A 16,133-nucleotide genomic window follows, 5' to 3' on the forward strand; every position below is an offset into this window, starting at 1 on the left:
GATGATAAATTTATTTTTCTAGCGGCTGGATTATGGAACTTCAATCTGGAATGTAGAGGGTAATTCATAGGGTAAACGGGCATGGGGCGGGAGTTTTTTTAATTTAGGTTATTTGGCAACATCTCTAGTAACTTTAAGCATGTATGGGTAATTTGGGTTGTCATACTTATAAGAACTCAATGTATTAGTCAGCTTTTTACTGATATGCTCCATTAGTTCTAATTTAGATAAATCAAATTTATTAGCTAAAGATAATTCAGATAGTTCTGGGTATTTTTTATCTATTGAATAAGTAGTATTCCAATTAAATTTATCGGATTCAGGTTCATTTTCTGTAACTACAAACATCTCGTAAGTATTATCAATCGCTGTTTGTTCTGATAACTTAAATTCAAGTCCCGTTAATTCAGAGGTTGCGGCAATAGAAAAATAATTTTTTGACTTTAAGGCAGCCCATTCCAATCCTCCCCTCAAAGGTGGAATTACTTCATTGCCTTCCAAGGCCGTTCTCAGGTCTAACCCATTCGCTATTCTTTTTAAAAATTCCAAAGCATCCAGTGCATTAGACTTACCACTGGCATTTGAGCCAATTAATATTGTCAATGGGTCAATATACAGGGTTGCGTCCTCAAAACTTTTCCAGTTTTGAAGACGAATTTCTTTAATCATTAGTCTCTATATTCAACTTATTTAATCGGTGCCAGCATGGCATCCAGATTTAATTCATCACATAAATCCATAAATTCACCCCGTAAGCTGCCTATGGATAAATCAGCCGGTATGCTGATATTCATCTGCATGGCAAACATCGGTGCGCCTGTGTGCGCGGCAGCGTAATTACTGGTTTGCAGGTTTTCGATATTAATCTGGCGACTGGAAAAAAAGCCGGAAATATCACGCACAATGCCGGGGTGATCCATCGCCACCACTTCCACTTCGTAAGCAATCATCTGACGCTTGAATTCGCGTTGCTCGGTTCTTTTACTGGTGAGTAATAAACCCATTTGTGACTGTAACTTGGGTAATTGCGCTTCAAGTTTTGCCACCGCGCCCCAATTGCCTGAGAGTAATAAAATAATAGCAAACTCTCCGCCCAGCACACTCATTCGGCTTTCGCTGACATTGCAGCCACAATCGGCAACCGCCTGGGTTAATTCATCAACAATCCCTGGGCGATCATCGCCTAAGGCAGAAATTACGAGCAGGTTTTGCATAGTTTACCCTCAACAAAATACATATTCATTTCCCCTTTGCCTTTGACGCCAACTAAACCACGTGGCTTAATTTTAAATTCATCTTTTACTAAGTGATAAGTGCTTTCTGAGATGTTAATGTGCATGGGTTCTGAATTGGACTCCATGCGCGATGCGGTGTTAATAGAATCACCAAATACATCATAAATATATTTTTTAACGCCAACCACGCCACCAACCACCTTGCCGCTATGGATACCAATCCTGATTTCCCAATGTACTTTTGCGGTTTTATTGCGCTCATGCATGTATTGCATGATTTCCAATGCCGAATTCACAATATTTTTGGCATGATCAGGATTGGCTGTGGGCATACCACTGACACATAAATACGCATCACCAATGGTTTTAACGCGCTCACCATTATTTTTTTCAATAATGGTATCAAAATTTGTAAAAATATCGCTGAGTTCGGCGATGAGATACTTAGGTTCCAGCTTTGCAGATTGGGTGGTAAAACCGACAATATCTGAGAAATAAACTGTGACATTATCAAAAGATTCCGGTTCAGTTTTTCCGGTTTCTTTTAAGTCATCTGCTACCCTCTTAGGCAGAATATTCAATAAAAGTTTGTCTGACTTTTCTTTTTCCAGTTGAATGACATCATTAGCTGATTTAAGCTTTAGTTTTGATTTTTTTTCAAATCGATAGCGGTTATATAACACAAAGGCCAGTATAAAAATCAAAGCCAGACCACCCAGCAGGGAATTTCTTTGCAGGGCTTGACGATCCAGGGCCAGTGATTGAATTTGATTGTCTTTTTTTAATATCTCTATTTCCTGTTGTTGTTTTTCGACGCGGTATTTGGTTTGCAATTTTGAAATCTCTTCCTGACTTTCATTATTAAAGATTTCATCTTTGACTTGAGCTGCCAGTTTGTAATAATCCAGACCGACCAGGTAATTACCCTGCGCGATATAAACATCGGAGAACAGTTCATAGTTTTCCCGAATCAGATCTTTATAGTCTCCCTCTCTTGCAAATTTTAAAGCGTAGGTCAGGGTTTTAATGGCTTCCGGGTAGTCTTTCAAATGTAAATACAGTTTGCCAATATTATTGGAAATATTGGCAATTTCATAGTTGTTACCCTGTTGCTTATCTTGTGATTTACGAATTTTTAATGCACGTTTCAGATAATCCAGTGCATCCTGGTAATTTTTCAGATCAATATAAATAAAGCCAATATTGTTCAACGATTTGGCAACACCCGCTTGATCACCAATGGATTCCCGCAGTTTCAGCGAACGCTGATAATACTCCAGGGCTTGCTCATATTGCGCTGAAAAATAATGAATAATACCGATATTGCTGTAAGATTCGGCTTCACCTTTCTGATCCTGGATGGTGGTACGAATTTTCAACGCACGGTGATGGTATTCCAGGGCTGTGTCATAACGCTTGAGCAGATCGTTAATAATACCGATATTATGCAGGCTGTTAGCAATACCTCGCTGGTCTTTTAATTGCTCATAGGTGCGCAGCGCATTAAGGCAAAATTTAATGGCTTGATCATAATCACCTAAACGCCAGTAAATAATACCCAGGTTGAGTTCACTATTTGCCAGCGATGCGGGGGTATTTTCATTTTTCCAGGCTTGCACCGCTTGTTGATAATGCGGGAAAGCAGTTTGGTAATCGCCTTTCCTCATATAAATTGCACCCATAATATCGCCAAGCCGTGCCTGTACCTGATTATTTTTCAGGCTACGATTTAAAGCTTCGACCTGTTGCGCTTGCTTTAAGGCTTGTACAGGATCAGTTTCCTGTACCTCTTGTGCTTTTTGCAATAGATCTAATAATGCCTGGATTCCAGTTTCCGGTTTTTCAGGGTTTGCAGTATGATTGCTATTAGCAAAAACACTGGATACCAAAAATAACAAACTCAACAACAGAAAGTGGCGCATCCATAATGTTTTATTCATATGGGGTATTTAACCTGAATTTAGTATAAGCTACAGCTTTACCGAAGATTGTACACTTCCCCAATATGAAATCACAACTTTTAGCAATGATGTCTACAATCATAAAGGATTAATGCCAGACTCATGGACGCACCTATCCGGCGCAAAAAAAATACCCGCCGCCCAGCGCGTAAATCCGCCCCGACACCTGGCAGACGCAAAACGCCCGGTATTTTTCGCAGTCGTTTAAGACCACTTGATGCCTGGTTGCTGCACCATCTGCATGTATTGGTATTCAGTCTGGGGCAACTCAGCCGCACACCTTTTCCTACCCTGATGACCGCAGCAGTGATTGGCATCGCTCTGGCGCTGCCCAGTGGTTTATATTTGTTATTGGATAATGCCCGCCAGCTCAGCCAAAGCTGGGATGATACTGTGCGTATTTCAGTTTTTTTAAATATTGATGTCTCCGATGTACAGGCACAACAATTGGCAACAAAGCTGCAACAGCGCTCGGAGATACAGCAGGTACAAGTCATCAGTCGCGCCAAGGCACTGGCGGAATACCAGCAGCTTTCCGGTTTCAGTAAAGCCCTGGAAACGCTGGATGGTAACCCTTTACCCGCCGTTCTAGTGGTGCAACCACAACTGAACCCAGAGTTGGGCGCAAGCCAGAATTCGCAGGTTTTGCTGGCGCTATTACAAGCGTTGCCGGAGGTGGATATTGCCCAGTTTGATATGCGCTGGTTAAAACGTTTGCTGGCGATTATGGAAATTATCCACCGTAGCGTACTGGTGCTGGCGGCTTTGCTGGGTCTGGCGGTTTTGCTCATCACCGGTAATACCATTCGCCTGTCAATCCAGAATCGCCGCCAGGAAATTGAGATCAATAAATTATTTGGCGCAACCGATGCTTTTATTCGTCGCCCATTTTTATATGCCGGTTTATGGTATGGTTTATTTGGTGCTGTAATCGCCTGGAGTTTGGTGCAACTGGCATTTGCCCTGCTGCAAAATCCGGTGCAGAAACTCAGTGTGTTATATCAAAGTCATTATCAATTAAGTGTTTTCAGTTATCAGGATGTCTTTTTATTATTGGCAACAGGCGTTGTGCTGGGTCTGGCAGGCGCGTGGCTGGCTGTCAGTCGGCATTTACAGGAAATTCAGCCACGTTAATCCTATGACATAAAAATTTTATAATACCCGCAGATTGGATAACTTAATCAAAAAATTAGCATGAGGGGAAGCAGCTTTTAGCGTCTTTGGCGTTGAATGAAGCTTACACCGAATTCAGGTTGATATCATGTGGACTTCGCTTAAACAAAAATTTCCCCGTTTATTTGCCAAGCCGATTGTTGCAAACAATAACAAGCAGCACTTAAAGGCCCTGAACCACTGGATTCCAGCGGTCATTTTACCGGGTAGACAAACTGTTGCCACGGCCAGCGGCAGTCATCCTATTCCTTTACGGGAAGCGGTTTGTTTGTGTTGGCAATTGATCCCGCTGCAAAATAAAGTCACCCGTATCCATCTGCGCTTTGGTACTTATGGACGTCAGAATACTTGCCATTTATTGTTGCGCATTAATGGCAAGCCGGTACTACGCTTTTCCTGCGCACATATTCTGGACAACGATTACACTGAGGTTTTATTTCCGCGCCCATTTTTCTGCATGGCGGGGCAGTTGCTTAATTTTGAACTCAGCACGCCGGATGCCAGCCCTGAAAATCATCTGGCGTTGTGGTGTACGCCCAAGCCTGCGGTTTATGCCGCAGGTGCCTTGCTGGATCGGGAACAGGGCTTATGCGCGACTAACAGCACCTGGGGCGATACGCCCATCGCATTATTGCCTGGGGTGTTCATCCGCACCCGCTGGATGCCGGAAAAAGGGGTGATCATGGCGCTGCGTCTGCGTTTTGGTACCTATGGACGCATCAATGACTGCCAGATTAGTGTGCAAATCGGTCATGTTCAGATCCAAGTGGATGGCAAAACCCTGGAGGATAATGCCTGGTTTACGATTGAATTGCCTGAGCCGCTGGTCTGCGCCCCTGGCAAGCCAGTTGATATTGTGGTGTATTGCGCTGATGCCAATCTGGCGCAACAACGGGTGGTGGCCTTGTGGTGTGTACGCCAACCACCTGCATTTGCTGATGTTGATGAGTTTAAGGCTATCGTTTTACCCGAGGTGAAAAAACCAAAAATCAGTGTATTATTGCCACTGCGCGGTTGGAATACGGATATTTACCATTGCTTGCGTAGTCTGTTAAGCCCATTGGAAAACAGCCAGAACCCCGCCATTGAAATTCTGCTGATTAAACAAGCTAATCCCCATCCGGGTATTGCACATTTGCTGTCTTGTTTACAAGGGCATGTGCAATTACTGGAAGTGCCGGAACAAGACAGCCTGATTGCAGCTTGGCAGATTGCAGCGGAACACGCTAAAGGTGAAATGCTGTTATTGATGCAGCCTGCGGCGCAATGGCTGGAAAACAGCTTCAGTGCTTTGCTGGAAACTGCCCAGCAATACCCGGAGGCAGCGCTGATTTGCCCGAAATTATTAAACCGTAATGGTTATTTATACAGTAATGGTGGGCAGTTATTACAAGATGCCAGCATATTTCAGATGGAATCATGCGAGGATGCTACCCATCCTGATTACAATCAGCCACGCCGCGTACAGGCCTGTGAAGCCGATGCAATTTTGTTACGTGCTGCCGATTGGCGGCAGCTTGGTGGACTGGACAGCCATTATGCTTGCGCCAGTTACGCGGTACAGGATTTGCTCATGCGTCTGGCAAAACAAGGCAGGCACAGCCGCTATTGCCCCTCTGCTGAACTGGTTTTACGCCAGCCCCTGCGCCAGCAGGAAAAAGACTGTGATAAAGACCGCCAGTATTTTCAACAACACTGGACAGCACTTCTAAATGGACAACCGCAGCCACTGCGGCTGCTGGCATTGCAGCAACGCCTGCAACTGCCCATGGAATACAGCCCGCAGGTGAGCATTATTATTCCCGTGTATAACAAGGTGCTTTATACTTTTAATTGCCTGCTCAGCCTGATTGAATGTGACCCGGAAATTCGCAAGGAAGTGATTTTAATTGATAACGCCTCCAGTGATGAAACCCGTTTGTTGTGTGAAAATCTGCAAGGTGCTTTCAAGATAATTCATAATGCAGAGAACAAAGGTTTTGTTGAAGCCTGCAATCAAGGTGCGGCGCAGGCAAAAGGTGAATATCTGGTATTTCTGAATAACGACACCCAGGTACGCCCCGGCTGGCTGGCAGCACTGCTGGCAGGGCAGCAACAGGATAATGTCGGCATTACCGGTGCCAAGCTGCTCTATCCTGATGGGCGTTTGCAGGAAGCGGGGGGACGGGTATTTAAAGATGGCAGCGCGCAGAATTATGGGCGTGCGCAAGACCCGGAAAATCCGGAATACAACCAGGATAGACAGGTGGATTATTGCTCTGGCGCAGCATTAATGATCAGCCGCAGCCTTTGGAAACAACTGGGCGGATTTGATACCCGCTACATTCCGGCCTATTATGAAGATACGGATTTATGTTTTTCCGCGCGCGCCGCCGGGTATCAGGTGTTGTATTGCCACCGCGCGGAGGTGATTCATTATGAAGGCGTAACTGCGGGTACAGACACGGCAACAGGCTATAAGAAATGGCAGGCCATTAACCAGCAGAAATTCCGTAAAAAATGGGCTGCATCGGAAACTTTGCTGAGTAATTAACGAATATTATACAATAGTTTACGGTTTACGGTTTACGGTTTACGGTTTACGGTTTTAGTAAAATTCTTAATCCTAAGAGAGATTCATGCTCCACCCCAGCGCACTTCTGTCACTGCCCACCAGGGGCCTTGGCTGTGTCCTAACAACGCAGCCCAATACCAGGCTGACACATCCGTCCACATCTGGCCCTGCTGGTCGCGGATTTGTTCACGCACATGGATAACTTCCTCGTCCTTTTGTGCCTGAAACGCACCCCATAAACCACCTTGCGGACTTTGGTACAAAGGCTGGTGATTAATCACATAAGTGCTGCCGCGATAACAGACTGCCGCTGAATGCAGTTTGCGGCTGGGCGCGTGAATCCAACGTAAAATAATGGCTTGTTCCCCCACTTGAAATTTAGCGATACGTCCGGGGAAACCACTGTTAAACAAATGCTCTTGCGCAGATAGCGGCAGGGGCTGTAAAACCTGATTTTGATAAGTATCGGGCCAGCCGGGGAAAGCTGCTGTACTGGCTTGGGTAACGGCATGTTGTCGGGGCAATGCAGGTAATAAAGCAATGCTCAGGCATAAACCGATAAATAATAATAGTGGCAGACTTTTCAAGGTGTTAAATCCTCGGCAAGTCGGCTGCCTGTATGTTTCTCGCCATACCAGAACAACAGCAAAGCCATCAATATAAAAACAATCACCCCAACACCTTCATGCAACCACGGGAAAAAGGCAGGCATTAAGCCCGTTTCCAAATAAAACAGGCTGCTGGCGCGCAACATATTACCCAGCAATACCAAAACCAGACTTAAACCCAGCAGTAATAAGCTTTGCCGGGTGTTCAGCCGGTAAAAACATATTAATGCGCAGGCCAGATAACTACTGGCCCACAGCATTTTGATACCGCTGCACGGCGCGTCAATGGCAACGGCATAATGCGCCAGATGCAGATATACGCCATCTTGCCAGACGGGTAAACCGCTTAGTGTGAGCAGGCCGCTGGCACCGCTGGCAACCAACCAGCGCAGCGGATAACCAAAATAAAATTGTAGACTGGGAATCACCGGCAGAGCAAGGAACACCAGGCCGAATAAACCCAGGTGCCAGGGTTTGCCAAAGCGCCATAAGCTCAGGGTGCTGACCACAGATAGCATGGCAAAACCAGCGTGTAGCAATGGAAAACCGGGAAAATACAGTGATACTAATAGATACAACAGCATCCATAGGATAGGCCAGAATAACCCCCATTGAGTCTGTTTGTATTTCCTGGTCTGCCCCGTACTAAAAAATAAAGCAGTGGTGAGCGCCAACAGGCCCCATAAGGCTTCGGGGTCGTTGCCAGCGCGCCCTATATACCACAGCCAGACTGACCAGAACGCGCCCAGTTGCAGGAGAATTAAGCGGATAAGTGTCGTCTGCGCCATAACATAAGCAACCATAACAACAACACGATACCCAGCAAAATGACCAGTTCCGGTTCTGGCACTGAAGGCACTTTGGTGGCATCCACCGGTTTAAGCTTGGCATCTTCATATTGCTGGGCATTTTCCAGCACCACCGCCCCGGAAATTGGTGTCACCAGTTGGTAAGTGCTGGCTAAAGTCAGTGCAGCCGAGCCTTTGGGTTGTTCAAGTATGCGTTGATAAGCCCATAAACGCGCCAGATGAAAGCTGCCCTGGATACGATGTTTGGCTGCTGCCGGGGCTTGTTCCTGCTGCTGCCAAGTCCAGCTTAAGGCGGTTTTATGAGACCAGGTTTGGATAAAATTGCTTAAATCCTGCCTGACATCGCCCCATTGCGCTATCTTGCGCAGGTTTGTTGCGTGTTTTACCGCACTGAGTAGTTTATTATCCCCAATGCCCATCTGATATTCATACAGATTGACCTGAGTATTTGCCTTTAAGGCAGTTACCAGACTTTGCGGCGTATTGAGCAGATGCGGAATTGGTCCATGCAGCCACAAGACAGCACCCGTCGGATATTGTTTGGCCCATTTTAATGCCGCTTCCAGTGCTGCTACATTGTCACGACCACCGATAATATCCAAATCCGCTAACCAATCATCCAGGCCGTCAGCGCTGGATAAATTTTCTGCTATTTGTAACTGATCCCCGGCAAAAAAACCACGCAGGTGGATAGTTGAAGGTAATGTTTTCAACGCTTGGCGCAGGCTGGGTAAATAAGATGCCATGCCACCTGAGCCATCCACAACTATGGCTAAATGCTGGGGTATGGTGACGGCCTGTTGTTGCAGCTTATGTAACACAAACCGGGTGTTGCCCTGAGTCCGTTCATCTTCTGCCCAGGCTTGGGTAATAAGCGGATTACGTGGTATTTTTAAGACCTGAATCTGCGCTATGCTGGTGGCAGGGAATGTGGCATTAAGACTGGTTTTTGTGTTTTTACTGACCTGCCAGGTTTCCGGTACGCTTGCCATTGCCCGGTCAGTGCTGAGATTAAGTTCAAGCTTGTGCTGCGACAGGAAAAAGTTACGCGCCTGCATATAAGGTAAACGTAAGTGGGCTTGACTGGCCTCAGTCACAACCAAGGGTACGCTGATACCGATACGCACTTTCATTTCCTGCTGCGGAGGTACGGGAAAACACTGCATTAAAATCTGATCCGGCGCAATGTGTGAGACTAACAGCGGATCACGGTTGCGTTGTACCACTTTCTGATACGCTTGCCGGACTTTCTCACTGCCTGCAAAAGCTGCCTCACGCGGTTCGCCATTAACCCACAATGTCACCCGTGATACCACTGCGCCAGGGGGCAAATGAATTTCTGCACGGGCTTCCTGATTGCGGTTGGTCTTGTTTTCAAAAATAAAAGACCATTCCAGATAGGCTTCACCGGCATCCGCATTTACCTTACCAGACATCTTTGTGGTATTGAGTTTTAAGCCTTTAATACGCCCGCCAATGGTGCTGCTGCCCGCATGTTGATCCCAGTTGCTAAAGCCGCGCGGGCGCATGGTATTGGCGTCAAAGGCTTTACCCGTCACCCGGAAATACAAGGCCGCACGTTCCTGATAAGACAAGCGGGGCGCGCTGTGCGATACCCAACCCAGTGGATCAATGGCGAGACCATCCATCATGGAAACCGGATTAAGCAATTTATCCGCGCCCATGTGACGTAATAGAGCAATGCTTCTGGCACGTTGCGCATCCGAACTGGAAAGAGACACTGCTTGTTTTACATGATATTGCGTCCACCAGGTCGGCGCATACAAGCCTGCATAAATCAACAACACCAGCACCAGACCCAAACGCAAACCGGGTAAGGTCCACCCGGATTTAATGCCTTGGTGCTGGCGTAAGGTCTTAACGCAGAGCAATGTTGTCCATAAACCAAAAAGTGGTGCAAGTACCAGAAAACCAATGCCATAAAAAAGAATTGCAATGACCCCAAACGGCATAATAGGAAGAAAGGTAATGCTATAAAGCAGGCAGGAGCCTAAGCTGATACCCAGCAACATGCTTAAGTTACGCAACTGATTGGGCGAGATAATAAGCTCAGGTTTTTTCATTTCCAGCGCCATCACCAGGAGGTTGGCAAACGGCACACAGGCAATCAGCGCAATATGAATAAAATAGCGCCAGGAATCCAGTTGATTATAGGTCAGTACTTGCCAATGCCTGTCCATGAGCAAAGCAATAATTGGCAATAATATGCCGAACAGAGAAATAAAAAATACAGAAAACTGCTTTTTCTTAGTTGTCATAAATATCTCCAGCCTGTCATAGACCTGACAGGTTTTTAAAAACCTCTCAGGTCTTCGCTTTGGTAACGCCATTCGAAGCTAATTTTCAAAGTCGTGATAGGCGCAAGCATTTTATTTCTCATTATCCTCCGCTTCCGGGCAAAAGGAATCACGGGCAGTAATACAACCCAGCGGCACCACCAGCAAGGTCAGTGAAGTGGCGACAATCGGCCCGAATAGCAAAGAAATTGCCATGCCTTGAAAAATGGGATCAAATAAAATTGCAAATGCACCTGCCATCATCGTCAAATCCGTTACCCAGATGGGCCGCATACGAATTTGTCCAGCTTTAATCACGGCTTTTTTCACTGGCGTGCCGCGATAGATTTCATTTTTAGCAAAATCCACCAGTAATATGGAATTACGCACTTCGATACCCGCCAGAGCGATAAAACCAATCATTGAAGTAGCGGTGAATTCGGCATCCAGCAGCCAGTGACCGGGGATAATGCCAATCAACGTCAGTGGAATCGGGGCCATGATAATCGCAGGCTGAATAAAGTTACGAAACTCCAGCACTAATAAGGCATAAATCAGCACCAGCGCAGCGGCAAAAGCCAGCCCCATATCACGGAAGGTTTCATAAGTTACCACCCATTCGCCACTCCATTCAAACGCACTCTGGTTATTATCTGGCGGTGGCCCGGTGAGTGTGCCGGATATACCCTGGATTTCATCAGGCGTTTGATAGGTTTTCAGTTTTTCCTCCACCGCTAACATGCCGTAAATCGGCGCACCCAGACGGCCTTCCATTTCACCGATTACATATTCCACCGGACGCAGGTCTTTATGATAAATCACTGCATCTTCCGGGCGCGGCATAAAGTGTCCCAGTTCCGATAAGGGCACGGTCTCGCCATTGGTGGCGGGAATGGGCAGGCTGCCGATGCGGCTCAGTTGTCCACGCAAACCCAGCGGCACCTGAATCACCAGATATACCGGCTCCTGGGTTACGCCGCGTTTAATATCACCGAGCTGATAACCGCCCATTGCCATCGCAATATTGCGGTTAATCGTTTCCACGGAAATACCCCGGCGCACGGCTTTTTCAATATCCACCTCAAAATGCCAAATGTCGTGTGGAGCCTGCATATAATCATCCACATCCACCAGATTGGGCACCTGCTCAAATATGCCCACCATATCCTGCGCCACCTGACGGCGGGTTTTGTCATCAGGGCCGTAAATTTCAGCAACCATGGTTTGTAATACGGGCGGCCCCGGCGGCATTTCTACCACGGCAATGCGCGCCTGGGTATCGGCAATCAAGTCTTGTAATTGCGCGCGCGCTACTGCTGCAATTTTGTGGCTGCTGCGCGCGCGTTCGTCTTTATCTTGCAACATCACTTGTATATCGGCGTGCCAGGCTTCACCGCGCTGGTAATAATGCCGCACCATGCCATTAAAATTAAACGGCGAGGCGGTGCCGACATAGGTTTGCAGCGCAGTGACCTCAGGAATTTCCCGCAGCTTGCGCGCCAGTTTGTGCGTCAGATTGGCTGTCACCGACAAGGCCGTGCCTTCCGGCATATTAATCAGCACGTTAAATTCCGGTTTATTATCAAACGGCAGCATTTTGACGGTGACGGCCTGGGTATAAAACATCACGCAGGCCAGGAAAAAACTGACTACAATCAGGATTAAAAAAATCCAGCCGTGCAGACGCCGCCGTACCAAAGGCACAATCAAGGGGCGATAAAACTTACCAATTTTTTTCTGAATCTTTTGCTCATGTTGCTCAGCATGATACAAGGCCTGTAATTTCGGGCGCAGGCGCATGGAAAACCAGGGTGTGAATACAAATGCAGCTAACAGGGAAAATACCATCGCCACCGAGCCTAACAAAGGAATTGGCAACATGTATGGCCCCATCATGCCGCTGACAAACCCCATAGGCAGCAAGGCGGCGAGCACGGTTAAGGTGGCGATAATGGTGGGGTTGCCGACTTCGCGCACGGCATCCACCGCCGTGGCGCGGTCGGTTTTACCTTCCTGCAACCAGCGCCGGAAAATGTTTTCTACCACTACTGTGGCATCATCCACCAGAATGCCGATGGCAAAAATCAGTGCAAACAAACTGACGCGGTTAATGGTGTAGCCCAGCACCCAGGTACACCAGATGGTAATTAAAATGACCACGGGAATCACAATAATCACCACCAGCGCCGGACGCCCGCCAATTGTAATCCAGCACAGCAGACTCACGGCAAATGCCGCGCCCAGCAAGGCTGCCAGCAATTCATTGACCTTATCATTGGCGGTTTTGCCATAATCACGGGTGACGTGAACTTGCACATTCGCGGGAATCAAACGGCCTTTTAAGGATTCCACCTTATCCAGTAGATCACGCGCCACCCGCACCCCGTTACTGCCTTCTTTTTTAGCAATGGCAATGGTCACAGCCGCTGCGCCATCGGCAATTTCCAGCCCGTCAGCAAGCTGGTGTGACTGTCCCGTGAAAAATGAGACCATTTGCGTGGTTTCCGCAGGCCCATCCATAACCTTGGCGACATCACGCACATACACCGGCACCCCGCGATGGGTGCCTATCACCAAATTTTTGACGGCTTGTGCATTACGTAAAAAAGTACCGGTAGTGACCTTAAACACCTGGTTGCCGCTCTCCAGACTGCCTGCACCTTGTTCATTATTGGCGCTGCGTATGGTCTGGGCGATTTGATCCAAACCGATGCCAAACCCGGTTAAACGCGCTGGCAACACTTCAATACGAACCTGGCGCTGATGCCCCCCCACCACAAAACCCGCACCAGTATTAGGCACTTCTTTTAAACGATGCAACAGATTATGCGCCAAGGTGCGTAGCGCCATATCCTGAATTTGCTGCGACCATAAGGTCAAGGTGACAACTGGTACATCATCAATGCCTTTGGGTTTCACTAGCGGCATGGATACGCCGGGCGGCATTTTATCGAGATTGGACTGGAGCTTGTCATGGACTTTAACGATGGAAGGGCGCAGTGCTTCACCCACCACAAAGCGCACCGTCACCATGCCCTGCTCACGCTGTGAGGCTGAATACACATGTTTAACGCCGGGAATTTCACTCATCAAACGTTCTAGCGGCTCCACTGCCAGACTGTTTACCTGCTCAGCAGAAGCCCCCGGATATTGCAATAAAATATCAATCATCGGTACAGAAATTTCCGGGTCTTCCTGACGCGGGGTAAACAGCAGGCCGATCATGCCGATAAACAGGGTGGTCAACAATAACAACGGAGAAAGTGGTGAGTCGATAAAAAAATCTGCAACTGCGCCCGCCATGCCTAGCGGTACTTTCTGTACGGGGGGAATAGGCGGGTGTGACAGTGCCGGACGGCGGGATTCATGGTGGCTGGGTTTATCTGTCATGGGTTTTCCCCTGCAATTTTAATGAGCTTGAAATCTGCTTTCATAACTGGCTAGTGCAAGAAAAGATTGCATTATGGCAACGCCTGGTTAATTAAAGTTAAAGCTAGATAGACAATGAGTATAACGAATAAATTGCCCAAGTAACAAAATTGACAACAAGTACATGAAAATTTGTAGGCAGTACAGGAAAAATAACCCAGTTTTCTACCGGCCTATTTTAGGTGGTTTTATATGTCAAACACCCTCTTACAAGAAGTGTAATACTCAAGTATGATAATACTTAAAGATGAAAATAGTTTTTTGCGAAATTAGTGCAAAAATTTGAAGGTAAATACCTGTTATGTCCATTGTATCCATTTCCAACCTGTCCAAAACTTATGCCGATGGTTTTCAGGCATTAAAAAATGTCGACCTGGAAATACGGCGTGGCGAAATACTCGCCTTGTTGGGGCCGAACGGCGCGGGTAAGACCACGCTGATTTCAATTATATGCGGCATTGTCAACGCCAGCAGTGGGGCGGTGACGGTGGACGGCTACGACAGCGTGAAAGATTATCGCATCACCCGCGAGCTTATCGGCCTGGTGCCTCAGGAACTGGCTTTAGGCGCTTTTGAAAAGGTGTGGGACAGCTTGTGTTTCAGCCGTGGCCTGTTTGCCAAAAAGCCTGACCCGGCTTACCTTGAGAAGGTACTCAAAGACCTGGCCTTATGGGATAAGCGAAAGGCCATACTGATGGAATTGTCCGGCGGCATGAAACGCCGGGTGCTCATTGCCAAAGCCTTGGTGCATGAGCCACGGGTGTTGTTTCTGGACGAACCCACGGCAGGTGTAGACGTGGAATTACGCAAGGATATGTGGGCACTGGTTGAACAATTACGCCAAGCGGGCGTAACCATTATCCTCACCACGCATTACATCGAAGAAGCTGAAGCCATCGCTGACCGGGTCGGGGTTATCAACCGGGGTGAATTGTTGTTGGTGGATGACAAACACGCGCTGATGCATAAGCTGGGCAAACGTCAACTGGAAATTGAACTGGTATCGCCTGTTGCTGCGCTGCCTGCTTCTCTAGCGGACTTCTCACTGGAAATTTCACGGGACGGGAATATACTCACCTATACCTATGATCCACATAAAGCGGATACCGGTATCGACAAATTGATGAAAACTATCGCCACCGCCGGTTTCACCATCAAAGACATGAACACGGTGAAAAGCTCATTGGAGGACATTTTCGTCAATCTTATCAAGGGGAATGGAGAGGACGCAGCATGAATATTTACGCTATCCGGGTGATTTATAAATACGAAATGAAACGTGCTTTTGAGACCTTGGGACAAAGTTTTGCTTCGCCGGTGCTCTCCACAGTGTTGTACTTTGTCGTATTTGGCTCCGCTATCGGTTCCCGCATTGATGCCGTGGGTGAAGTCTCCTACGGCCTGTTCATCGTGCCGGGTCTAATCATGCTGGCAATTTTGACGCAGAGCGTTGCCAATGCCTCGTTTGGCATATTTTTTCCACGTTTCACGGGGCAAATCTATGAAGTGCTGTCAGCACCGATTTCCTTCATTGAGATCATCATTGGCTATGTGGGCGCAGCAGCTACCAAGTCTTTGTTGATCGCAATCATTATTCTGCTAACAGCCAGTTTTTTTGTTGAAATACACATCGCCCACCCGGTGTGGATGCTGGCCTTTCTGCTCTTGACCTGCATTTCCTTCAGCCTGTTCGGTTTTATTATCGGCCTGTGGGCAAAAGACTTCGAAAACCTGCAAATCATTCCACTATTGGTGATTACCCCGCTGGTATTTTTAGGCGGCAGTTTTTATTCCATCAATATGCTGCCTCCGTTCTGGCAGACTGTGAGCCTGTTCAACCCGGTAGTCTATTTAATCAGCGGCTTTCGCTGGAGCTTTTTCGAAGCTGCTGATGTCAGCGTCGGTTTGAGCCTATTTGTTGTTGTGCTATTTCTAACAGCTTGCCTGCTGATTGTGTGGTGGATGTTTAAGACGGGTTATCGGTTGAAGCAGTGATAGGGCTATGGCATCTTACCACCCTTATTGCAACTGCCTACAAGCGTTCAATGAGTGCTTATATTTCCACTG

At 47.3% G+C, this 16,133-nt stretch carries 11 protein-coding genes; 4 read left to right on the forward strand and 7 right to left on the reverse strand.

The window, feature by feature from the left end; all coding sequences use genetic code 11:
* Nucleotides 1–108 precede the first annotated feature (108 nt).
* Genes QUF61_RS14285 through QUF61_RS14295 form a run of 3 tightly spaced genes read right to left on the reverse strand, consistent with a single transcriptional unit; the run spans nt 109 to nt 3,175 of the window.
* Complete coding sequence (locus QUF61_RS14285; protein ID WP_289682304.1) at nt 109–669, reverse strand: AAA family ATPase; 561 nt, start codon at nt 667–669, stop codon at nt 109–111.
* Nucleotides 670–686: 17 nt separating this feature from the next.
* Complete coding sequence (locus QUF61_RS14290; RefSeq protein ID WP_103922006.1) at nt 687–1,214, reverse strand: glycine cleavage system transcriptional repressor; 528 nt, start codon at nt 1,212–1,214, stop codon at nt 687–689.
* Nucleotides 1,196–3,175, reverse strand: coding sequence for an adenylate/guanylate cyclase domain-containing protein (locus tag QUF61_RS14295; protein ID WP_289682305.1), 1,980 nt, complete (start codon nt 3,173–3,175; stop codon nt 1,196–1,198). Before QUF61_RS14295 ends, QUF61_RS14290 begins: the two co-directional genes overlap by 19 nt.
* Before the next feature lie 123 nt (nt 3,176–3,298).
* On the opposite strand from QUF61_RS14295, the gene ftsX reads away from it, so the two are divergent.
* Together ftsX and QUF61_RS14305 are read left to right on the forward strand one after the other, a co-directional pair.
* A complete protein-coding gene (gene ftsX / locus QUF61_RS14300) occupies nt 3,299–4,330 on the forward strand; it encodes a permease-like cell division protein FtsX (RefSeq protein ID WP_289682306.1) in 1,032 nt (343 codons plus the stop codon).
* Between the two features lie 127 nt (nt 4,331–4,457).
* Nucleotides 4,458–6,902, forward strand: a complete 2,445-nt coding sequence (locus tag QUF61_RS14305) for a glycosyltransferase (protein WP_289682307.1) — start codon at nt 4,458–4,460, stop codon at nt 6,900–6,902.
* An 83-nt stretch (nt 6,903–6,985) separates the two neighbouring features.
* Here QUF61_RS14305 and QUF61_RS14310 read toward each other — a convergent pair whose 3' ends face one another.
* From QUF61_RS14310 to QUF61_RS14325, 4 genes are all read right to left on the reverse strand, one after another.
* Nucleotides 6,986–7,510, reverse strand: coding sequence for a hypothetical protein (locus QUF61_RS14310; RefSeq protein WP_289682308.1), 525 nt, complete (start codon nt 7,508–7,510; stop codon nt 6,986–6,988).
* On the reverse strand, nt 7,507–8,319 hold the full coding sequence (locus tag QUF61_RS14315; RefSeq protein ID WP_289682309.1) for an archaeosortase/exosortase family protein: 813 nt from the start codon (nt 8,317–8,319) through the stop codon (nt 7,507–7,509). Before QUF61_RS14315 ends, QUF61_RS14310 begins: the two co-directional genes overlap by 4 nt.
* Nucleotides 8,292–10,619 (reverse strand): VIT domain-containing protein, encoded by a 2,328-nt coding sequence (locus QUF61_RS14320; RefSeq protein ID WP_289682310.1) that lies wholly within the window; start codon nt 10,617–10,619, stop codon nt 8,292–8,294. Before QUF61_RS14320 ends, QUF61_RS14315 begins: the two co-directional genes overlap by 28 nt.
* Before the next feature lie 111 nt (nt 10,620–10,730).
* Nucleotides 10,731–14,027, reverse strand: a complete 3,297-nt coding sequence (locus tag QUF61_RS14325) for an efflux RND transporter permease subunit (protein WP_289682311.1) — start codon at nt 14,025–14,027, stop codon at nt 10,731–10,733.
* 340 nt (nt 14,028–14,367) lie between these two features.
* Here QUF61_RS14325 and QUF61_RS14330 point away from each other — a divergent pair, with 340 nt between their 5' ends.
* Nucleotides 14,368–15,303, forward strand: a complete 936-nt coding sequence (locus QUF61_RS14330; protein WP_103921998.1) for an ABC transporter ATP-binding protein — start codon at nt 14,368–14,370, stop codon at nt 15,301–15,303.
* On the forward strand, nt 15,300–16,061 hold the full coding sequence (locus QUF61_RS14335; protein ID WP_103921997.1) for an ABC transporter permease: 762 nt from the start codon (nt 15,300–15,302) through the stop codon (nt 16,059–16,061). Before QUF61_RS14330 ends, QUF61_RS14335 begins: the two co-directional genes overlap by 4 nt.
* The last annotated feature ends 72 nt before the right edge of the window (nt 16,062–16,133 follow it).

Origin of the sequence: Candidatus Venteria ishoeyi, assembly GCF_030378065.1 — a bacterium.
Lineage (GTDB): Bacteria > Pseudomonadota > Gammaproteobacteria > Beggiatoales > Beggiatoaceae > Venteria > Venteria ishoeyi.